The following is a 22,023-nucleotide window of genomic DNA, read 5'->3' on the forward strand; positions in this document are numbered from 1 at the left end:
CAGGTCGAGCGCAGTCGAGACCTTTTAAATAGAGTATAACTTTAAAAAATACCCGCCTTCGCAGGCGTGTGACATATGAAAATAATCGTTCCAATGGCGGGAAGAGGATCCCGTTTAAGACCACACACCTTAACAGTTCCAAAACCGTTGATTCCCGTTGCTGGAAAGCCTATCGTACACCGACTGGTGGCCGATATTGCCAAAGTGTTGGGGGAACCCATCGAGGAAGTCGCCTTCATTCTGGGCGACCCGGCCTTTTTTGGTGATGATGTAGTGGAGAGCCTTATGGAACTGGCAGATGAACTAGGGGCCAAAGGATCCATTTACAGACAAGATAAACCGCTGGGAACAGGGCACGCCATTATGAGCGCCAAAGAGTCCTTGAGCGGCCCTGCGGTGATCGCGTATGCCGATACCTTGATCCGTGCCGATTTTGATCTGGACAAATCCGCCGATAGTGTTATTTGGGTAAAACAGGTAGAACATCCGGAGGCCTATGGCGTGGTCCAGTTGAACGAAAGCAACGAAATAATCGAGTTGGTAGAGAAGCCACAGGAGTATATATCGGACCTTGCAGTAATCGGCATTTATTACTTTAAGGATGTTGGAGTGCTAAAAAATGAACTTCAGCACGTTCTAGATCACGATATTACCCATGGAGGCGAATATCAAATCAACGACGGTATCAAACGCATGATGGAGAAGGGCATGAAATTTGTTCCAGGTAAAGTGGACGAATGGATGGACTGTGGAAACAAGAATGTGACCGTAGAGACCAACCAGCGCATGCTCGACTTTTTGGAGAAAGAAGGCGAAAATATGATTGCTGATACCGTTGTCCAGGAAAATGCCAACATCATAGAGCCCTGTTTCATCGGTGAAAATGTAGTTCTTAAAAATACGACCGTTGGGCCATATGTGTCCGTTGGTGCAAATACCGTTCTGGAAAATTCCACAATCAAGAATAGTTTGATCCAGAGCAACAGTAAAATCACCAATGCCAATCTGGACAATGCCATGATTGGCAACCATGTAGTGTACAATGGTAATTTTGAGACCATTAGTATTGGAGATTATTCCGTTTTGGAATAACTTTAGAATAGATTTTTTAGTTTGATGGGGACTTAGGATGTTATGAAAAAAGAACTTCTTGTTTGGATGGTAATGGGAGCATCATTTTTGGTGCATTACGATACCTATGCCCAAGAAGAACAGGAAAGTGCCGATGTCTATCTCGAAGAATATACCGATGAGTTTCAAGAAAACTTCTTTGAAGCATTAAAGCAAAAAGGCATTCAGAACTACGACAGGGCAGTGGACTTGTTTCTAAAATGCAAGCAACTGGAGCCCGACAACAGTGTAGTGGACTATGAACTGGCCAAGGCCTATATGCTGGACAAAAAATATGTGCAGGCCCAAGAATATGCAATAGAGGCCCTGTTATCGGAACCCACCGACTATTGGTATTTGGACAACTTGCTGACCATTTTGGAGAAACAGGGAAGCCCCGTTGAGACCATAAAACAAAAAATACCATACGAGAACAAAAAGCTGCAGCAGAACATGGCCGTCTCCCTCTTTAAAATGAAAAAGTATGGGGAAGCTTCCAAGGTACTGGACGATATAGAGAATTCGCAATTGAAATCGGAACTAAATCGCAAAATAAACGACTCGCTTCAGCAAGATAGAAAACCTGAAATAGTACCGGTCGTTGAAAGCGAAACGGACTTGAACGATCCGGTAGCAAAGCTAAAGGCTGGAATGGAGCAATTGATTGCAGCATCTAATTTTAAAAAGCTGTTGAGCGATTCCCAAGAGGCGTTGGATGCCTATCCGCTGCAACCCTATTTTTATTACGCCTACGGAACGGCCCTGAACAACACGGGCAATCCGAACAAAGGAATAGAGGTTTTGGAAAGCGGTCTTGACTATCTTTTGGATGATGAAGGGTTGAAAAATAAAATCTACAAGCAGCTTTCAGAAGGATATTCCAAAATAGGGAATACCCAAAAAGCGAACGAATATTTGAACAAGATCAATTCAGGATTATAATGAACCTATATAAGAGCATATCTAGAATCAGCTTGATAGTAGCCTTTCTTCTTACACTTGGTGCCTGTAAAAGTACCAAGTCCATTACGGGAGGAGAAATCAATCCAAAGTTATCAGCAAAGAACATCATCAATGCACACTATTCCAATGAGCCCAAGTTCAAGACATTGAGGGGGCGGGTCAAGATTGACTATACCAACGGTGACGATTCCCAAGGGGTAAACGTGAGCCTTCGTATGGAAAAGGATAAGGTAATTTGGATGAGCGCACCCCTCGGTGTGGTAAAGGCACATATTACACCACAAAAGGTATCGTTCTATAACAAGCTCCAAAACGAATATTTTGATGGCGACTTTAGTTATTTGAGCGATATGCTCGGGACGGAATTGGATTTTGAAAAAGTACAGAACCTGTTACTCGGGAATGCCGTTATAGATTTGCGAAAAGAAAAGTTCAGCTCGGAAGTGAATAATGGTAACTATCAATTAAAGCCAAAAGCTGCACAGGAATTCTTTAAGATTCTTTTTCAGTTAGAGCCCAAAAACTTCAAAATAGCCTCACAGCAAATTTCACAGCCGCAAAGTTCAAGACAGTTAATGGCGGCATATACCTATCAGGATATTTCTGGTAAAATATTGCCCGAGGATATCAAAATAGTGGCAGAGGAAAAAGGGGAGCTAACGACCATAGATTTGAGTTTTCGTAACTTGGAGCTTAATAAACCCATGAGTTTTCCGTACAAAGTGCCCAATGGATATGATAAAATTACATTAAAGTAATATGAAAGGTAAAATTTCATATTGTATTTACTATCTGATAGTTACTTTTTTTATTTCAGTAAGTTCCTTTGCGCAAACCAGTGAACAAAAGGCTTTGGAGTCCAAGCGGGAGCGTCTTCAGGAAGAAATCAAGGAAATCAACAGATTGCTCTTTGCCGAAAGGAAGGAAAAAGGTACGGTTCTGGACCAAATGGAGGCGTTGGACAGCAAAATAAACGTTCGTCAAGAATTGATTCGCGTCACCAACCAACAATCGAATTTGCTCAACAGACAAATTAATGTAAACATTAGAAACATAAGTAAGCTCAGGGAAGATTTAAACGTGTTGAAGGAAGACTATGCCGAGCTCATTCAAAAAACGTATCAGAACAAATCCCAAAGTAACCGATTGATGTTTTTATTGTCGGCCGAAAACTTTTATCAAGCCTATAAAAGGTTGCAGTATATGCAACAATATGCAAAGCATCGTAAGAAGCAGGGTGAAGGAATAGTTGAAAAGACTCAGGAGCTTACCCAATTGAATCAGGATTTGGTACGTCAACGAAAGGAAAAGGACCAACTTATTGCGGAGAATCAAAAAGCGAAGGCGGAACTGTCCAAGGAAATTGAGTCGCAAAGGAGCCTATTAACGAGCATAAAACAAAATGAGGCGAAATACACCGCAGCGATTGCCGAAAAGCAAAAAGAAGCCCGTAAAATTGATCGTGAGATAGAAAGAATGATCAAAAGCGCGATAGCAAGCTCCAATAAAAGCTCCGGCAATTCTGCAAGCAGTGCCACGTTTGCAATGACACCCGAAACCAGATTGCTGGCCGATAATTTTACTTCCAACAAAGGAAGGTTGATCTGGCCAGTGGAGAAAGGGGTTAAAAGTCAGGGATATGGGGTGTATGCGGATAAATTGTACCCCGGCATTAAGCACAGAAACAACGGAGTTACCATTACCACCGATAAAGGCAGTATAGCAAGGGCCATTTTCGAGGGTGAAGTCATCGCAATTTTATCCGTCCCTGGCGGAAACAAGGGGGTACAAATAAAACATGGAAACTACATCAGTACATACTATAACCTATCCAATCTCTTCGTAAAAAAAGGGGATAAAGTGGCTGCCAAAGAGGCATTGGGAGAAATAAATACCAATCGGTTGGACGGCACCACAAAATTGAAGTTCTATTTGTACAAGGACTCCAATCGCCTGAATCCTGAAGATTGGATATATCAACTCTAACACTATGAAGAAAATTACAGATTTACAAGGATCCTTTGAACTGCACAATGGGGTCCAGATGCCCTATTTTGGATTGGGCGTGTACCAATCCGAGGATGGTAGCGAAGTGATCAATGCAGTAAAAGCAGCTTTGAACCATGGTTACCGCCATATTGATACTGCGGCCATTTATGAAAACGAGGAGGGCGTTGGCACGGGTATCCGTGAAAGCAATGTGGACCGAAAGGATGTTTTTTTAACAAGCAAGGTCTGGAACACCGATCAAGGCTATGATGCTACTTTAAAGGCTTTTGACGCCAGTTTGGAGCGTTTGGGAACCGACTATCTTGATTTGTACCTCGTACATTGGCCCAAAGGCGAAATTTCGAAGGAAACTTGGAAGGCACTTGAAAAATTATACAAGGAAAATCGAGTAAGAGCCATAGGCGTGAGCAATTTTCTGCAGCATCATTTGGAAGATTTACTGACCTCCGCCGAGATCGTTCCGATGGTCAACCAAATGGAATTCCACCCCTATTTGGTGCAACAGGACTTGATTGATTTCTGCAATTCCAAAGGAATTCAATACGAAGCGTGGTCTCCGTTGATGCAGGGAAATATCTTTGATCTGGACGTTATGAAAGAACTGGCATCAAAATATAAAAAGACCATCGCTCAGGTCGTGTTACGATGGGACCTTCAAAAAGGTGTGGTCACGATTCCAAAATCATCCAAAAAAGAACGTATTGTCGCCAACTCCGACCTTTTCGATTTTGAATTATCAAAAGAGGACGTAGAACTGCTCGATGGATTGGAAAAAGGCAAACGGTTTGGCCCCGACCCTGATAATTTTGCTTTTTAAGTATTAAGAAGTAAAAAGCGCTTTGAGCTCCGTAGCATCCGCAGGCTTCATTTTACCGGCAAGCACCAAACTCAACTGTTTTCTCCTCAGAGCGGCAGCAAAACGTTCCTTTTCCAAGTCGGTTTCTGGGTCTAATTCGGGTACTTCGGTTGGTTTCCCGGTATCATCTACCGCAACAAAGGTGTAAATCGCCTCATTGGCCTTGGTACGCTCTCCCGTAAAGCGATCTTCGATCCAAACATCGATAAAAATCTCCATGGAAGTATTGAATGCGCGAGAAACGGCCGCTTCAACGGTTACAACACTGCCCAAGGGCACCGCTCTGTTAAAAGCTACGTGGTTCACCGAAGCGGTCACAGTGATTCGCCGGCTGTGCCTACGGGCCGCAATACTGGCAGCTCGGTCCATACGGGCCAATAGTTCCCCGCCAAAAAGATTGTTGAGGGGGTTGGTTTCACTGGGCAACACCAAATCGGTCATTACCGTGCGGGATTCACTGGGTTTTTTAGCGCGCATACCTTTAAATTTTGCGCAAAGATATTGAAGTGTGGAATGGTTTTAAAGGAAAGCGGGATTATTTCTCGGAAAGCAACCAAGCATCCCTTGAATCTTCGGCTTTTACCTTTCTTAAAAAGGCGAGTGCCTCTTTTGGTTCGTCAAAACTATCGTAGGCCACTTGGTGAAGTCCATACTTGTTCACGCCCAAGTAAAAGGCATTGTACCCTTTATTCTTGAGTTGCGCTACTTTTTTGTCGGCATTTTGCTCCTCACGAAAAGCGCCGGCAATTACATGGTGCTTGCCCAATCGCTTTTTTGTCACATTAATGTTGATGGCCGGGAGCTCCAAAGGAGCACTTTCAAAAAACGTGGCCTCTTGGATCAAACGGGAAACCTCCTGTTGGGCATCTTGCTGAGCGGCCACTTCTTTCTGTTGAAGGTCGCCATAAGTGCTATAGGAAGTTACACCCAAAGAAACGGCCAATAAAAACACGGCAGCATATTTTAACCAAGGCCTGAAAGATGTCTGTTCCCTTTTCTCCGGAGTGATGATAAAAGGAATACGCTCCTCAAGCTCTTCCACCTCTTCTTTGATCACTTCTCTCTGGATAGGAGTCGCAGCAAAAGTGGATAGACCAAAGGAAGATGTCAAAAAGTTGATTTTTTCCTCAGGTTGGAACTGGATGCGCTGCTCGCTGTTGTGCCACAACTTACCAATCCCAAAAAGCTCAATGCTTTCGCCCTGTGCCAATTTGGAGTTCCAATCTTTGGCAATGTTTTCCACTTCCTGAAGCATATCTTCATACCCCAAGTTCTTTTCTTTGGAAATATGGGATACCAACAAACCATCATTTTTGGAAAGTTGGGCGTTAAAGGATATGGTCTTGCTTGGAGGCACCAAAGTATTGGTTGCCAAATCAATTTCTGCGGATTTACCGTGGGCCAAGAAAGCCCCAAAACCAGGTACTACAACACAATTGTAATCGAACAACAATTTTTCTATGTATGAATCTATCCGCATAGGCACAAATATTGTAAAAAATGAGACAGTACAAAATAAGCCGGATAACTTTTTATTAACATTTGAAAATCTGTATTTTGTGGACAACTTTGACTCCCAAATCAAATGACTGAACCTGAAATTATTGCGGTCTTGCGGCTGCAAAAAATTCCGAATATCGGAGATGTTACCGCTAAAAAATTAATTGCCCATTGTGGAAGTCCATCGGCCATTTTTGAGGACAAGCTGTATCACCTTTTAAAAATCGATGGCATAGGAAAGATGACCTTAAAGGGTCTTTTTGATACTATCCATTTGGAAGAAGCCCAAAAAGAGTTTGAATTTCTATCCAAAGAGGAAATTGACATCTCTTATTTTATGGATGATAATTACCCTGCCCGATTGAAACATTGCGTGGACGGGCCGATTTTGCTTTTCCAACGGGGAAATATCAACTTGGACAATCAAAAGGTCATCAGTGTGGTCGGGACCAGGAATGTGACCAACTACGGAACATCATTCTGCAATCAATTTATTGAAGAATTGGCGCCGCTGAACCCAGTAATTGTAAGTGGGTTGGCCTACGGGGTGGATATTGCCATCCAAAAAGCAGCAATGGACCATGGATTACAGACCATTGCCTGCATGGCGCACGGGCTCAATCAAATCTATCCCAAAGTGCACGCCAAATACCAATCCAAGATTGAACAAAACGGGGGTTTTATGACTGAATTCTGGAGCAACAGTCAACCTAACCGTGAAAATTTTCTCAAACGCAATCGTATCATCGCAGGAATCAGTGAAGCGACCATTGTAATCGAGTCGGCCGAAAAAGGAGGCAGTCTGGTAACGGCGGATTTGGCCCACGGCTACCATCGCGAAGTATTTGCTGTGCCGGGCAGGGCGACCGATAAATGGAGCAAGGGCTGCAACGACCTCATCAAATATCAAAAAGCACACTTATTGACCTCTGCCGCCGAGCTGGTTTACCTCTTGGGATGGGAAATTGAGGAAGAAAAACAGAAAAAAACCGTCCAGAAACAGCTGTTCATCGAGTTGGACGAAACAGAACAGTCAATCTACTCTTATTTACAAGTGAACGGAAAACAACTGCTGGACACCGTTGCTTTGGAGTGTAATCTACCCATTTTTAAAGTTTCTTCCACTTTATTGAACATGGAAATGAAGGGGGTGATCCGACCATTGCCCGGTAAAATGTTCGAGGCGGTGTAGTTGATGTCATACTGATCGCAGCGAAGTATCTCTGCTCAACAAAAAGGAAAGATTCTTCATTCTCGTTTTGCTCGGATTCAGAATGACAGGAGATCGAAGAGATATTTTAATACCCCAATTTCTCTCTAACCCGTCCCAAAACTCCATTGGCAACATTTCGTGCTTTTTCTGCTCCAAAGGCCAAGGCTTCGTCCACTTCGTTTTTGTGGTTCATGTAGTATTCAAACTTTTCGCGGGGCTCTTCAAACTTTTCCACGATGAGCTCGTACAATGCCTGCTTGGCATGGCCGTAGCCATAGTTCCCCGCCAAATAGTTGGCGCTCATTTCCTCTATCTGCTCCTGGGAAGCCAATAGTTTGTAAAGGGCAAAAACATTGTCCTTGCTTGGATCCTTGGGTTCTTCCATGGGAGTACTGTCCGTAACAATGCCCATAATCTGTTTGCGCAACTTTTTGTCCGGCTGGAACAAATTGATGAGGTTCCCACGGCTTTTGCTCATTTTTTCGCCATCGGTTCCGGGCACGTACATGGTTTGCTCATGCACTTTGGCTTCGGGCATTACAAAGGTTTCGCCCATTTGGTTGTGAAATCGGGCGGCTACATCGCGTGTCATTTCCAAATGTTGCAGCTGGTCTTTCCCTACGGGAACAATATCGGCATCGTAAAGCAAAATATCGGCGGCCATCAACATAGGATAGGTAAATAATCCGGCGTTTACATCTTCCAACCTGTCGGCCTTGTCCTTAAAGGAGTGGGCCAACGTCAACCGTTGATATGGAAAAAAGCAGCTGAGGTACCAGGCCAGTTCGGCAGTTTGTGGAATATCGCTCTGTCTGTAGAAAACGGTTTTTTCAATATCTAGGCCGAATGCGAGCCAAGCTGAAGCTATGGCGTAGGTATTGTTGCGTAGTAGTTCCCCATCCTTGATCTGGGTAAGCGAGTGCATATCCGCAATAAAAAGGAATGAATCGTTTTTTGGATCCTGTGCCATTTCAATTGCAGGAGAAATTGCTCCTAAAATGTTACCTAAGTGCGGGGTGCCGGTACTTTGTATTCCGGTCAGAATTCGGGCCATGCGAAATTTTTGCTGGTAAAAGTAAGCATCCCGAACGTATAAAAAAAGTGGGAAAGAGCGCTATGTTTTGAAAAAATGGAGCGTGCAAAATACTCGATTATAGCTTAAAATATTGAAATGCTTTACATTTGGAAGATGCTTGGAGCAATCAAAAATGCAGGACATGTTTTGTATAGGGTGTGGTTCTACGTCTTGGTCACTGTCCCCATTCTTTTGTTTTTTCCGTTCCTTTTGATCTTGACCTTTTCGGAAAGGACCTATCCCCAATTTTTTTGGATGGCCCGTAATTTTTGGGCGGTTCCCATTATGTACGGTATGGGCTGTTTTCCCAGAATTGTTCGCCAACAACGAATGGTAAAAAAGAAAAGCTATATGTTGGTGGCCAACCATACCAGCATGTTGGATATTATGTTGATGTTGATCGTGAGTCGAAATCCCTTTGTTTTTGTTGGGAAAAAGGAACTGGAGACCCTCCCCATTTTTGGATTTTTTTACAAAAGGGTCTGTATAATGGTGGACAGGGACAGTGTTAAAAGCCGTACCGGGGTCTATCGACGGGCACAAAGAAGATTGAATCAAGGGTTGAGTATATGTATTTTCCCAGAGGGCGGTGTGCCCGATGAAGATATTGTTTTGGACAAATTTAAGGACGGAGCCTTTAAAATGGCCATTGCCCACAAGATTCCGGTCGTTCCCATTTCTTTTCCAGATAATAAAAAGAGGTTTTCCTTTACTTTTTTGAGCGGAGGGCCGGGACGTGTCAGGGCCAACGTGCACAAATTTTTTGAGACCGGGATTTTAAGTATTGAGGACACTTCTACCCTAAGGGAGGAGGTAAGGGAGGTAATCTTGGCCGACCTAAGTAAGGATTAGACCACTTTTAGTGGTATACGTACAATCACTTTGGTACCAATAGGTTGGTTTTCTTGTAGGCTACTGAGATTGTATTTGATTACAAAATACAATCACAAAAAGCAGCCACATGATTTTAAGATTGCTCTTCATGCGTTATTTTAAGTTGGGCAGGGTCAAAGTTATATTACCAATCCATTTTTCACCGATTTTATGGATTTTGGTTTCATTTTTAATATCATAGCCCTTTACGGTATTGAGCAACTCTACCTGATCTTGCCATTTTAAAATACGTCCGCGATACTCTGGCGTGTTCTGGTTTTTGTTGTCGAATTCTTGGTATTGTAAAACAATAAAGACCTGCGAACTATCGGGCTTAAATGTAATTTTGAAGTGCTGTCCCTTTTTATGGTTGAACATGGAACGTTCTATTAAATTTTCAAAAAGGGTGTGGATAACAAAGGATGGGATTATGGCTTCTTGTAGCGCTTCGGATTCCTTGTCCAATGAAATTATGTAATCAAAGGAATCGTCGTACCGTAATTTTTGAAGTTTCAGGTACCAGTGGAGCATGTCGATCTCGTTGTACAACGATACGGTATCTTTCCCCAATTGTTTTAGGTAAAACCGGATAAGCCTACTAAAAGTAGAGAGATAGTCCAATGCCATTTTCTTTTTCTCGGAGGTTACGAAATATTGGATGGCATTAAGCGAGTTGAATACAAAGTGTGGGTTGAGTTGTGAATTGAGGGCACTAAGCTTGATCTCCAACATTTCTTCCCTGATTTTTAACAGTTTCTCCTGTTTTTCGATAACCTCTTTGCTGGCCCTTACACTCTTGATTTTTATGGCACAGATGGAGGCAATGGCGGAAAGCATTTTAAGGTGCCGCTCCGAAAAAAAATCTTTATCGGGGTGCTCACAATCAATAACACCATAAATCTGGTCGTCAAAAATGATGGGCACACAAATTTCAGAGAGCCGTATGGCATCATCTTCAATGTAGCGGGGATCCATTGAAGTATCATTTACAATTTCCGCTTTCCCGGTTTTTGCCACATGACCCGTTATGCCAGAGCCAATCGCGATCCTTACGGGGTTGTACAAGGTGTTGTCCCGTGGATTTTTTGGGCCATAAGCAGCTTTTTGTAGTAACTGGCCCTCTTTGTGGTCCATTTGGTAGATAACGCAATCCACGAAGCCCAATTTTGAAATACAGTTCTTGGCCAGATCCCATAGAATATCTTCTTCGTTTTCCTGTCCCATAAGCGATTCGGAAAAATAGATAAGAATGTCCTCGAATTGCTCGGTCATCGCATTATCAAAGGGTTAGTTAGTGTTTGTGGACGGAATGTAAGAAATTTACCGATAATTTTTGCAAAAAGGTATTATTAATTGGAACTGCCATTTTGAAAAATGATGCGTACAACATTATTCGTTTGGCGCCATTGGAATGTTGATTTCGACCTTGGTACCCATTGGTCGATTTTGGGCATCCATTTTGTCGATTATTTCAACTTTTCCCGATCCAAAATGCCATGATTCCAATCTGGTTGTGGTAACATCCAATCCCCTGGATTTTTTGTTGGTAGGATATACTCCCGTTGACTTATTGTTCGAGTTTCTCCCTACCCCGGTATCTTCAATGATGATCTTTAAGATACCAGTTTCTTCCTTAAAAGTAATGGAAAGTTCTTTTTTGCCCGATTTTTTGGGTAAAAGACCATGTATGATCGCATTTTCAACAAAGGGCTGTGAAATCATAAAAGGAATTTCTATTTCAGATGTGGAGAGTCCACCTTCTACATTTAGTTCATAGGAAAAGATTTTATCGAAGCGGAGCGATTCAAGTTCCAGATAATCTTTCAACATCTCTATTTCTTCCTCCAATGTACCGGTTCCCTCTACGGATGCTTCCAGGGCATTTCGGGTCATTCGGCTAAATTTGGTTAGGTAATTGAGTGCACTATCGTTCTTTTTTTGGAGAATAAGGTGTTGAATAGATCCAAGCGCATTAAAGATGAAATGGGGATTTATCTGAGCGCGGAGCGCCTTGTTTTTGTTTTCAATAGCTTCCTGCCTAAAGTACAATCCTTGGAGGTATTCGTTAAAGGCTTTGTAAGTAAGGCCATATGCAAAGAAAATAACTTCAAGGGTTGAGCCGATAATAAGCACAAAAGAGTTGCCATAGAGCATTGGATCGGATGTGGATCCTATATTCATGTAGTAATAGATAAAAATGCTCAACATATAACTACTTCCACCAAACAGAAAAATTGTACTGATCTTGTTCTTGTTGTAAATGAACAGATAGATCAAAAAGGATATGGTAATAAGAAAGGAAATGATCCTTAACGCTTGCATTAGGTAGATTTGGCCCAAATTATATTTAAAAGCAATAAAAAAGATATCCGTGATGAACAAAAACAGATGAATGTATATGCCTGTCTTGATAAACACATAGGCTCTGGGGTATTCCGTTTTTATATTGAGATAAAAAAGGACAAACAAAAGGTAAAGTATTCCCAAGAGGATAGTGTTCAGATCCAGAAGACCGCTGATCAAATATGAATGCGTCAACTGAAGTTTTTGTAGTAATATCAGTTCGCCTTGCAGTAGGTACACCATTATGGAGAGCACAAAGAACGAATAAAGGATGAACTCCATCTTACCAAAATAAATAAAGAACATGAGCATGGCAATGCTCATGATAAAACCTATCCCCAAATAGATATATATCGGGATGGATGATTTGATATCGTCCCATGTATAGGAATCCTGATTGGAGCTTTCTTGAATGCTGAACGTCCAGTTTTCCAACGATTCAAAAAATTTTATCCGCTTTACCTTCAAAAGCAAGTAGCGTTGGTCTATCAGTGAATTTCTTGGAAGGGAAATTTCACAATGATATATGGATGAACTTGTCCTCTCGCTTAATGTGTTGTCATCAAACTGACCGATAGGCTTTTCTAGTATGGCACCGTTTTTTTTATAATAAACGTGGCCGTAATCAAAACAGTTTAATCTTAAAAAATAGGTATCGTTTTTTGTAAAATATTGCGTCTCATTTTGAAAATCCAACAAGATCCAATACGTGTCTTTGGGATGGGTGCTGGCTTTGACTTGATCCTTGGGAAGGAATTTGTCCAGATTAAGATAGGCTTCTTCAAAACCCATTTGAGAATCTTGGGTCGGTAATACCCTGAAGGCAATTGAGTGTGCAGAAGAGGCGTTCGAAACTCGATTATGACTCGTTAGGTCATTCACAAACAGAAAAGTAGCGCAAATGGCAAGTAGGAGTTTTTGGGGGAAAACCGACATTTTCTTTATTTATGGATAGAATTGAAATTACATAAAATTAAGAAATGATCGATGGTCTTGGGGGAAATAAAAAACGCCCTAGAAAAATGTAGGGCGTTCCATTGATTGCATAAAGGAGCAATCTTCCTAACCAACTTCTTTAAAACTAGAACCTAAAGCTAAATCCACTGTAAACCCCTATGGAGTAGGGCTGAAAATTGCCGGAAACATTGGAAAACGTATTCAGTTGATATTTAAAAACAGGTTCAATATTGAATCTTATCTTTGGGTTGAACCTGTAATTAAGGCCCATACCCAGATTTGCACTAAAGTTCATCGAATTGATATTATTGGCCTCCCCCATTTCGGTGACCAGTTGCTCGGATTCCAACAATACGGAGTTGTCCACCAAAAAGAGCGAACTCACCCCACCGATCAGGTCCACCCCGAATTTTTTATCCAGAATGGCATAGTTTATTTCCAAAGGAACCTCAATGTAACCGAGTTGTTGGATCATTTTTCCATCAAGGACGGGAGCTTCCGTCAAAGCGATTTCCTTGGAATTGACCGCAAATGTGTTTTTGGAGCTTTCCCGGCTCTGGACTATAACGGAGGCTGCTTTTTCGTTGTAATCTATATTGGCTATCTTACTGGCTGCAGCGGCATTTAGGGTAGATGAAAACAACACATCGTTGGTGCTGTAGCCATAATTTACCCGATGGACCCCAGAGCGTATCTTCAGTTTTTCTCCGACCTCGTATGCTACGGTAACTCCATAACTTAAATTGAGTTTCCCGGATTTTGAATTGGACGAAAAATCAGGGCCTACGGGCGAGCCATCTCCTGCGGCATTAAAATATACCGGGGCCAATGATGGTCCTGCGGACCACTTTCCTCCCTTATTTTCCGCCACATCTTTTTCAAGGTCTTCCTGTTCTTGAATGGCGTCGTATATGGATTTTTTGCCTTCATCCGCTTTTACGGATTCATTGGATTCATTTTGGGCGATTGCTGCTTCATTGCCCTTAGCTTTCTCAATAATTTTTTCCGACGGTTTTTGCCCATCACGATTCATGGCAATGGCTTCCTTGGTTATGTTGTCCCTTTCCGCTTCGGCAGCGTTCTTGTCAATCACCCCAAGGTTGTCGGGCGCATCTTGCTTCTGCTGGGAAAATCGAGTACTGGCAACGTTGGATGCTGTGTTTTCTGAAACTTGGTCACCGTTATCATCATTGTTGAAAGGACTATTGGAAGTGCTGTTGTTCTTCTTTTTATCCAACTGTTCGCTGTTGTCAGTGGTATTTACAAGCGCATCTTTCTTTACATTGTCCAACGAATTTTCGGAATCTTCCGAATTGTTTTTCAAATTCTCGTGTTGCTCGGGCGTAACGGTGTTTTCTCTATTGGTGATGATTTGATCTTCTAAGGTTTCATCAGCAAACGGATTGATGGTCAATAACAGGATGGCCAGGGCCGCGGCGGCACCCCCAAGGCCCCACCATATTGGAATGGCCCGCTTCTTTTGTTTTCGTTTGTCCAAAGATACTTCAATGGCGCTCCAGACTTTTTCGTCCGGGACCTCTTGAAAGTCCTGAAAACGTTCCTTGAACAATTGCTCTAAATTCTTTTTCCCCATTGTCAGTCTATTTAAGCAATGTTTATTTTTGTTTTCTCTATTTTATCCCTCAAAATGGCTTTTGCCCTTGCCAAATTTGATTTTGAGGTTCCTGTGGATGTCCCCAACATCTCACTTATTTCTTTATGGCTGTAGCCGTCCAACACATAGAGGTTGAATGTCATCCTGTATTTGTGCGGAAGCTCTTGAATGTACCCCAATAGGGTGGATAGACTTATATCGGTGTCTTCTGTATCCACCTCTACTTCGTCCTCGGTGTTTTCTGAAACAACATTCAGATATTGGTCCTTTCGGTACTTCTGTAGCACGGTGTTAACGGTTATCCGTTTGATCCATCCTTCAAAAGATCCTTTAAAACCGAACTGATCAATTTTGTCGAATATGGTCATAAAACTATCGTGCAGATTGTCTTCCGCCTCCGTTTTATTCCGGGAATATTTAAGACACATACCGAAAAGAATACCGGAATATCTCCGGTATAGCTCGGCTTGGGCCTGTCGGTTCCCCTTTTTGCAATTCTGTATCAGTTCTTCAAGATCCAAATGTTGGTCAATTCTGGATTGTTGATATTAATTTGTGGGTTCCGATTCCACTAAAGGAACCGTGTATTCTAAATAAGTTGCATTTCCATCAGCATCATCGCCTGCGTAAAACCGGAAAACATAGTCCTTGTTATAGATAACATTGAACTTTAAGGTTGCCACCACTTCTTCCACCGCTTGTGTGCATCCTGTATTTTCATCGGATAGCACAGACCCGATTACTACCACATCGCGGCCAGTCTCTGCTGTCTGTGAAACGTCAAAACCTTCAAAAAAGGTACAGCCGTTGGGTCTTTGGTAGGTTACTTCAATGTCGTAGGTTTTACCGAACTCAAAAGATTCGGGCATATCTGCCTCAACAGTAGCCAGGGCAGTAAAGTAAAAATTTTGGGTATCGTCATCGATATCACAGGAAACCAACCACGAACATGCCACTATCAAAATAAGGGGCATTAGCATTTTTTTCATAATAAAATCCTTTTTATTCCCTAGATGTGCAGTATAAACAAGGGTTGCGTAGGATTTTCATAAGCAAAGGTTAATCTCCCGGAAAAAACGATAAAAGGTATTATTCGCTAACGGCCGATATGGCTTCTTTTATTTTTGCTTCCAATTCATCCGAAAGTTCGGGATTGTCCATCAAAAGTGCTTTAACGGCATCCCTTCCTTGGCCTAGTTTGGTATCGCCATAACTGAACCAGGAACCACTTTTCTTGATGATTTCATAGGCAACCCCCAAATCGAGTATTTCCCCGATTTTGGAAATCCCCTCGCCGTACATAATGTCGAACTCTGCAGTTTTGAATGGAGGGGCAACCTTGTTTTTTACCACTTTTACGCGGGTCTTGTTCCCCTGTACATCGCCATCAGTGCTCTTGATCTGGGTAGAGCGCCTAATGTCCAACCTAACCGAGGCATAGAACTTTAGGGCATTACCACCGGTGGTTGTCTCGGGATTTCCGAACATGACCCCGATTTTTTCCCTCAATTGGTTGATAAAGATCACGGTACATTTTGTTTTGCTGATGGTAGAGGTCAGTTTTCGCAAAGCTTGCGACATCAAACGGGCATGGAGGCCCATTTTGGAATCGCCCATTTCGCCTTCTATCTCACTTTTAGGGGTAAGCGCGGCAACGGAATCCACGATTACAATATCAATGGCGCCGGAGCGAATCAAGTTTTCTGTAATTTCCAATGCCTGCTCTCCATGATCGGGCTGGGAAATGATCAAGTTATCAATATCGACCCCCAATTTTTTGGCATAAAACCGGTCAAAGGCGTGTTCCGCATCAATAAAGGCAGCAATGCCTCCCGCTTTTTGAGCTTCCGCAATGGCATGTAGGGTCAAAGTGGTTTTACCGGAAGATTCCGGACCGTAAATCTCGATTACCCTTCCTCTCGGATATCCGCCTACACCAAGTGCAATATCCAATCCCAGAGAGCCAGAAGGAATCACTTCGACATCTTCAACAACGCTATCGCCCATTTTCATGACAGCACCTTTACCGTAGGTTTTGTCCAACTTGTCCAACGTAAGTTTTAGTGCCTTTAATTTTGCTTCTTTCTCTTTGCTCATGGTAAAAATTGTTAGGAAGGCTAAAATACCATTTCTTTCCACATGAAAAAAAGGGCACGCAACCTTTTTAATAACAATACATCTTAAGGGCACTAACTCATCTCCATAGAGCTGTTTAGGGCTCGGAATTGCTATGAGGAAGAAAATTCAGCTATGAAAAAAAATGGATTAAGGGGGCCTTCGCGGCCCTTTTAATTTACTCTCCCTTTAATTTTTATCTTTGCAGAAATTTTAGAACCATTCTTTAACTTAATAAGGTATAGCATGCAACTGTACAATACATTAAGTGCAAAAGAAAGGGAAGCCCTTATCGAGGAAGCCGGGAAAGAACGGCTTACCATCTCTTTCTATAAATATGCACGAATAGGCAACCCCCAGATTTTTAGGAACCATCTTTTTTTGGCTTGGAACGATATGGAGGTTCTTGGTCGAATTTATGTGGCCCACGAAGGTATAAATGCACAACTTTCCGTTCCTGCGGATAATTTTAATGTGTTCAAGGAACATCTGGACAGCATTTCATTTTTGGAAAATGTGAGGTTGAACATCGCCATAGAACAGGACAACAAGTCATTTTTGAAATTAAAAGTAAAGGTCCGTCACAAAATCGTGGCCGACGGCCTTAACGATGATACTTTTGATGTGACCAACAAAGGGATTCACGTGGGCGCGGAGCAGTTCAACGAGCTCATTGAAGACCCGAACACTGTTTTGGTGGACATGCGAAACCATTACGAGAGCGAAATAGGACATTTTAAAAATGCCATTACGCCCGACGTGGATACTTTCCGTGACTCCTTGGATATTATAGAGAAAGATTTGGCAGAGCACAAGGAGGACAAAAAGCTGGTGATGTACTGCACCGGTGGAATCCGATGCGAAAAGGCCAGTGCCTATTACAAGCACAAAGGCTTTAAAAATGTGTATCAATTGGAAGGTGGTATCATCGAGTACACGCGCCAAGTAAGGGAGAAGCAGCTGGAGAACAAGTTTTTGGGCAAAAACTTTGTTTTTGACCACAGACGGGGCGAGCGCATTTCGGATGAGGTCATTGCCCATTGCCATCAATGTGGCAAGCCGTGCGATACCCACGTAAACTGTGCCAACGAAGCTTGCCACCTACTCTTTATCCAATGCGAGGAATGTGCCGAGGCCATGGACAATTGTTGCTCCGTGGAATGCAAGGAAATCCATGCATTGCCCTATGAGGAGCAAAAGCGTTTGCGCAAAGGAAAAGGGGCCAGCAACAAAATATTCAAGAAAGGACGTTCCCCCGTTCTGAAATACAAGAACTAGTATTTCACTGCTGCCACAAATTGTGTTATATTTACAATTAGTAATTTTTATGAACCCTTTTTAAGGAAGTGCTTTAAATTTCCTTAAATCAAGATATTAAATATGGCGTGTAGCAGTTGTTCAACCGGCAAGGATGGACAACCGCGTGGTTGCAAGAACAATGGAACTTGCGGCACTGATGGTTGTAACAAGCTTACAGTCTTTGACTGGCTTTCCAATATGTCGTTGCCCAACGGTCAAAAACCCTTTGATTGCGTTGAGGTACGTTTCAAAAATAGTAGGAAGGAATTTTTCAGGAATACGGAGAATCTTACCTTGTCCATTGGCGATGTGGTGGCCACCCAGGCCAAATCAGGTCATGATGTGGGCGTGGTTACCCTGACCGGGGAATTGGTGCGTATTCAGATGAAGCGCAAAAAAGTTTCCCCTGATGATAAAACAATCCCAAAAGTTTATCGAAAAGCGTCCCAGAGGGACATCGATATTTGGCAAAAATGTAGGGATAGGGAAGAGGAAATAAAAAAGCGTTCCAGGGAGATTGCCATTTCTTTAAAACTCGAGATGAAACTCAGCGATGTTGAGTTTCAGGGAGACGGTTCCAAGGCCACATTTTACTACACGGCCGAGGATCGGGTAGATTTTAGGCAGCTCATCAAGGATATGGCCAAGGCATTCGGCATCCGGATAGAAATGCGACAAATAGGGTACAGGCAAGAAGCACAGCGCTTGGGGGGCATCGGTTCCTGCGGGCGAGAACTTTGTTGCTCCACCTGGTTGACGGATTTTAGATCAGTGAGCACTGCATCAGCAAGGTACCAGCAGTTAGCACTGAACCCCCAAAAATTGGCAGGTCAATGTGGAAAGCTCAAATGCTGTCTCAACTATGAGCTGGACATGTACCTCGAGGCACTCAAGGACTTCCCGCCCTCCGATTGTAAGCTAAAGACCAATAAAGGAATCGCATTCTGCCAAAAGGCCGATATCTTCAAAGAAACGCTATGGTTCTCCTACAAGGACGAACCGGCAACATGGCACACCTTGACCAAGGACCAGGTTTTGGAAATATTGGAACTGAACAAAAAGAACGAGAAAGTAGCAAGTTTGGAGGAGTACGCCGCGGATAATTTGCTCGAGGAAAAAGCGACTTTCGAAAATGTGGTCGGGCAGGACAGTCTTACCAGGTTTGACAGGCCTAGCAAGAATAAAAGAAGGAAGAAAAAGCGAAGAAAACCAAAATCTAAAGCGTCCTCCAATGCGAAATAATCTGTTGCTTCTTTTGGTGGCCGTCCTTGTACTGTCATCTTGTAATGATCTATTGGTCTATTCAGAATACAAACCGATAAAAGAAGGAAATTGGCAGATGGATGAAGCCGTGGACTTTCAATTTTCCGAATTGGATTCCACACAGACCTACAACATGTTCATCAATATAAGAAATGATGAGACCTTTCCTTTCAGCAACTTATTTTTGATTACCGAATTAGAATATCCTAGCGGCAACACCGTTAAGGATACATTGGAATACAGAATGGCCGAGCCCAGTGGTGAATGGCTGGGCAAAGGCTTTGGAAGTACCAAGGAAAACAAACTTTGGTTCAAGGAAAACATCGATTTTCCGAATTCTGGCGTATATAATGTGAAAATATCACACGCTATGCGAAAAAATGGCGATGTGGAAGGCCTTCATATTTTAGAAGGAGTAACGGATGTTGGTTTGGAAATAGAAAAAGCACCCAAATTATAATGGCAAAGACTCGTCAAAAAAAGCAGCAGCAAAATTTTCTTCCCTTTATAAAATGGTTTTGGATTTTATTTGGAGCCGGGGTACTCACTGTGGTCCTTATCTTTCTTTTGGCTTCTTGGGGAGCTTTTGGAGAAATGCCCACGTTTGAACGATTGGAAAATCCGGAAACCAATTTGGCAACCGAATTTATCTCATCCGATGGGGAAACTTTGGGGAAACTCTATTTGGATGACAACAGAACTTGGGTCGATTATGAAACGTTGCCCCAAAATGTGGTGGACGCCCTTGTGGCGACCGAAGATGCCCGCTACTACGAACATTCCGGGATAGATGCCAGGGGGTTTGCAAGGGCTTTGGCCTATTTGGGCAGCAAAGGTGGGGCAAGTACGATTTCCCAGCAATTGGCAAGACAACTTTTTGTAGGGGTAAGATCTAGGAACGTTTTTGAGGCCGTTACCCAAAAAATAAAAGAATGGGTAATAGCCACCCGTTTGGAGCGCAACTACACCAAACAGGAAATCATAGCCATGTACCTTAACATTTATGATTTTGGTTACAATGCGGATGGTATACGTTCTGCGGCTCGGATTTATTTTGGAAAAGAACCAGCGGACCTCAGAATCCAGGAATCTGCGGTTTTGGTGGGCATGCTCAAAAACTCATCGCTCTACAATCCCATGAGGCGGGAAGAACTTGTTTTTAACCGCCGCAATACCGTTCTGGGACAAATGGCCAAATATGGCTACATCACCCAAAAGGAAAAAGATTCGCTCCAGAGCCTGGAGATGAAGATCAATTTTAATCCAGAATCGCACCGTGAAGGTCTTGCTACCTATTTTAGGATGTACATGCAACGTTGGTTGAACAATTGGGTAAAGGAAAACCCTAAACCGGATGGTGAAAATTGGAATATCTATTTGGATGGATTAAAGGTATATACCACCATAGATTCCAGAATGCAACAAAACGCTGAAGAAGCTGTGCAAGAGCATATGAAGAATCTTCAAGATGCATTTTTTAGCCAGAATACCCCCAACAAAAACCCAACAGCACCTTTCTTGGGTTTGAGCAAAGGAGCTATCGATACCATCATAAAAAGAGCAATGAAGAGTTCGCCTAGATGGAGGAGCCTAAAGCGAGAAGGACTTTCCGAGAAAGATATCGAAGCAACTTTCCATAAAAAAGCAGAAATGACGGTGTTTGATTGGAACAGCGATTCCTACGAGAAAGATACCATTATGACTCCAATCGATTCCATCAGATACTATAAAACCTTCCTGCGTACCGCTATGATGTCCATGGAGCCACAAACAGGCCATGTAAAAGCTTGGGTGGGAGGAATTGATTACAAGCATTTTCAATATGACAATGTAATCCAAGGTGCAAGGCAGGCAGGTTCCTTGTTCAAGCCGTTTGTATATGCAGCCGCCATTGATCAATTAAGGTACTCCCCCTGTTATACCCTTCCGGATAACCAATATAGCATTGAGCCCGGGAAACACGGAAATATGGAGGCCTGGACACCTAAGAACTCCGATGGAAAATATTCCGGGGAGAACATGACCTTAAAGAATGCCTTGGCCAACTCTGTAAACACCATCACTGCACAACTTATTGATAGAGTAGGGCCTGGGGCAGTAGTTTCATTGGCCAAAAACATGGGAATTTCCAAAGAAATCCCAGCTGTTCCATCCATTGCATTGGGTGTAGCAGATGTAAGTGTGTATGATATGGTTGGCGCTTTTGGCACTTATGCCAATCAAGGCGTATACGTAAAACCTATAATGGTTACCCGTATCGAGGACAAAAATGGAAGCGTGTTGTACGAATACACTCCGGAAACCAAAGATGTACTTAGCAAAGAAGTGGCCTATGCCATGATCAATCTTTTGGAAGGAGTTACTTTATCAGGTTCTGGAGCAAGATTAAGGAACGATTATAATAAGAACAATTCCTTCTATAAAAAAGTAATTACAGGCTACCCCTACGAACTTACCAACCCTATTGCGGGTAAAACAGGAACTACCCAGAACCAAAGTGATGGCTGGTTTATGGGTATGGTCCCCAACTTGGTGACCGGTGTATGGGTAGGGGGTGATGACCGCTCTATACATTTTGATAATCTGACCTATGGTCAGGGAGCAGCTATGGCTCTTCCTATTTGGGGTCTGTATATGAAAAAGAACTATGCCAACGAAGAAATCGGTGTTTCCAAGGAAGCATTCGAGGCTCCGGAAGAGATGTCCATTAATTTGGATTGTTCCCAACAAAAAGAGGAGGATAAAATCGATACCGACGACGATTTGGATGATTTGGACTTCTAGTCCGATCTGTTTACAATAAAATAAAGCCCCAAGCATATCTTAATTTG

The 22,023-nt window shown here is 42.7% G+C and carries 20 protein-coding genes; 11 read left to right on the forward strand and 9 right to left on the reverse strand.

What is annotated here, in order from left to right:
• Nucleotides 1-75 precede the first annotated feature (75 nt).
• The 5 genes from SD449_RS12895 to SD449_RS12915 are packed head-to-tail and all read left to right on the forward strand — an operon-like array spanning nt 76 to nt 4,900.
• Nucleotides 76-1,092, forward strand: a complete 1,017-nt coding sequence (locus SD449_RS12895) for a sugar phosphate nucleotidyltransferase (RefSeq protein WP_318311132.1) — start codon at nt 76-78, stop codon at nt 1,090-1,092.
• 42 nt (nt 1,093-1,134) lie between these two features.
• Complete coding sequence (locus SD449_RS12900; protein ID WP_318311134.1) at nt 1,135-2,052, forward strand: tetratricopeptide repeat protein; 918 nt, start codon at nt 1,135-1,137, stop codon at nt 2,050-2,052.
• Nucleotides 2,052-2,831 (forward strand): DUF4292 domain-containing protein, encoded by a 780-nt coding sequence (locus SD449_RS12905; protein ID WP_318311135.1) that lies wholly within the window; start codon nt 2,052-2,054, stop codon nt 2,829-2,831. Before SD449_RS12900 ends, SD449_RS12905 begins: the two co-directional genes overlap by 1 nt.
• Before the next feature lies 1 nt (nt 2,832).
• Complete coding sequence (locus tag SD449_RS12910) at nt 2,833-4,059, forward strand: murein hydrolase activator EnvC family protein (protein ID WP_318311137.1); 1,227 nt, start codon at nt 2,833-2,835, stop codon at nt 4,057-4,059.
• Between the two features lie 4 nt (nt 4,060-4,063).
• The gene (locus SD449_RS12915) at nt 4,064-4,900 is read left to right on the forward strand and encodes an aldo/keto reductase (RefSeq protein ID WP_318311139.1); all 837 of its coding nucleotides are present in this window, start codon (nt 4,064-4,066) and stop codon (nt 4,898-4,900) included.
• Between the two features lie 3 nt (nt 4,901-4,903).
• On the opposite strand, the gene SD449_RS12920 is transcribed toward SD449_RS12915, so the two are convergent.
• Nucleotides 4,904-5,416: an acyl-CoA thioesterase gene (locus SD449_RS12920; protein WP_318311141.1), complete on the reverse strand. Its 513-nt coding sequence runs from the start codon at nt 5,414-5,416 to the stop codon at nt 4,904-4,906.
• Nucleotides 5,417-5,474: 58 nt separating this feature from the next.
• The gene (locus SD449_RS12925; RefSeq protein WP_318311142.1) at nt 5,475-6,419 is read right to left on the reverse strand and encodes an HU domain-containing protein; all 945 of its coding nucleotides are present in this window, start codon (nt 6,417-6,419) and stop codon (nt 5,475-5,477) included.
• Nucleotides 6,420-6,524: 105 nt separating this feature from the next.
• Between SD449_RS12925 and dprA the strand changes: the two genes are divergently transcribed.
• Nucleotides 6,525-7,631 carry a DNA-processing protein DprA gene (gene dprA, locus SD449_RS12930; protein ID WP_318311144.1) on the forward strand — a complete coding sequence of 369 codons (1,107 nt, stop codon included), beginning with the start codon at nt 6,525-6,527 and terminating at the stop codon, nt 7,629-7,631.
• A 106-nt stretch (nt 7,632-7,737) separates the two neighbouring features.
• On the opposite strand, the gene trpS is transcribed toward dprA, so the two are convergent.
• Nucleotides 7,738-8,706: a tryptophan--tRNA ligase gene (gene trpS / locus SD449_RS12935; protein WP_318311145.1), complete on the reverse strand. Its 969-nt coding sequence runs from the start codon at nt 8,704-8,706 to the stop codon at nt 7,738-7,740.
• 135 nt (nt 8,707-8,841) lie between these two features.
• Here trpS and SD449_RS12940 point away from each other — a divergent pair, with 135 nt between their 5' ends.
• Complete coding sequence (locus SD449_RS12940) at nt 8,842-9,579, forward strand: lysophospholipid acyltransferase family protein (RefSeq protein WP_318311242.1); 738 nt, start codon at nt 8,842-8,844, stop codon at nt 9,577-9,579.
• A gap of 135 nt (nt 9,580-9,714) precedes the next feature.
• Here the strand turns inward: SD449_RS12940 and SD449_RS12945 are convergent, their stop codons facing one another.
• The 6 genes from SD449_RS12945 to recA all read right to left on the reverse strand — a co-directional run bounded on the left by SD449_RS12945 (nt 9,715) and on the right by recA (nt 16,612).
• Complete coding sequence (locus SD449_RS12945; RefSeq protein WP_318311147.1) at nt 9,715-10,872, reverse strand: histidine kinase; 1,158 nt, start codon at nt 10,870-10,872, stop codon at nt 9,715-9,717.
• Nucleotides 10,873-10,989: 117 nt separating this feature from the next.
• Nucleotides 10,990-12,735 carry a sensor histidine kinase gene (locus tag SD449_RS12950; protein ID WP_318311149.1) on the reverse strand — a complete coding sequence of 582 codons (1,746 nt, stop codon included), beginning with the start codon at nt 12,733-12,735 and terminating at the stop codon, nt 10,990-10,992.
• A gap of 289 nt (nt 12,736-13,024) precedes the next feature.
• Nucleotides 13,025-14,494 carry an outer membrane beta-barrel protein gene (locus SD449_RS12955; protein WP_318311150.1) on the reverse strand — a complete coding sequence of 490 codons (1,470 nt, stop codon included), beginning with the start codon at nt 14,492-14,494 and terminating at the stop codon, nt 13,025-13,027.
• Between the two features lie 11 nt (nt 14,495-14,505).
• Entirely contained in the window at nt 14,506-15,036 is a 531-nt protein-coding gene (locus tag SD449_RS12960) for an RNA polymerase sigma factor (RefSeq protein WP_318311152.1), read from the reverse strand.
• 27 nt (nt 15,037-15,063) lie between these two features.
• Nucleotides 15,064-15,504, reverse strand: a complete 441-nt coding sequence (locus tag SD449_RS12965) for a hypothetical protein (RefSeq protein WP_318311153.1) — start codon at nt 15,502-15,504, stop codon at nt 15,064-15,066.
• Nucleotides 15,505-15,604: 100 nt separating this feature from the next.
• Nucleotides 15,605-16,612: a recombinase RecA gene (recA, locus tag SD449_RS12970; RefSeq protein WP_318311154.1), complete on the reverse strand. Its 1,008-nt coding sequence runs from the start codon at nt 16,610-16,612 to the stop codon at nt 15,605-15,607.
• Nucleotides 16,613-16,876: 264 nt separating this feature from the next.
• On the opposite strand from recA, the gene trhO reads away from it, so the two are divergent.
• The 4 genes from trhO to SD449_RS12990 all read left to right on the forward strand — a co-directional run bounded on the left by trhO (nt 16,877) and on the right by SD449_RS12990 (nt 21,976).
• A complete protein-coding gene (gene trhO / locus SD449_RS12975) occupies nt 16,877-17,908 on the forward strand; it encodes an oxygen-dependent tRNA uridine(34) hydroxylase TrhO (RefSeq protein WP_318311155.1) in 1,032 nt (343 codons plus the stop codon).
• 102 nt (nt 17,909-18,010) lie between these two features.
• On the forward strand, nt 18,011-19,171 hold the full coding sequence (locus SD449_RS12980; protein WP_318311156.1) for a PSP1 domain-containing protein: 1,161 nt from the start codon (nt 18,011-18,013) through the stop codon (nt 19,169-19,171).
• Nucleotides 19,161-19,652: a gliding motility lipoprotein GldH gene (locus SD449_RS12985; protein WP_318311157.1), complete on the forward strand. Its 492-nt coding sequence runs from the start codon at nt 19,161-19,163 to the stop codon at nt 19,650-19,652. The genes SD449_RS12980 and SD449_RS12985 overlap by 11 nt, the downstream gene beginning before the upstream one ends.
• Nucleotides 19,652-21,976, forward strand: a complete 2,325-nt coding sequence (locus tag SD449_RS12990) for a transglycosylase domain-containing protein (protein ID WP_318311159.1) — start codon at nt 19,652-19,654, stop codon at nt 21,974-21,976. The genes SD449_RS12985 and SD449_RS12990 overlap by 1 nt, the downstream gene beginning before the upstream one ends.
• Nucleotides 21,977-22,023: the final 47 nt, after the last annotated feature.

It is taken from the genome of Flagellimonas crocea, from assembly GCF_033441595.1.
Taxonomy (GTDB): domain Bacteria; phylum Bacteroidota; class Bacteroidia; order Flavobacteriales; family Flavobacteriaceae; genus Flagellimonas; species Flagellimonas crocea.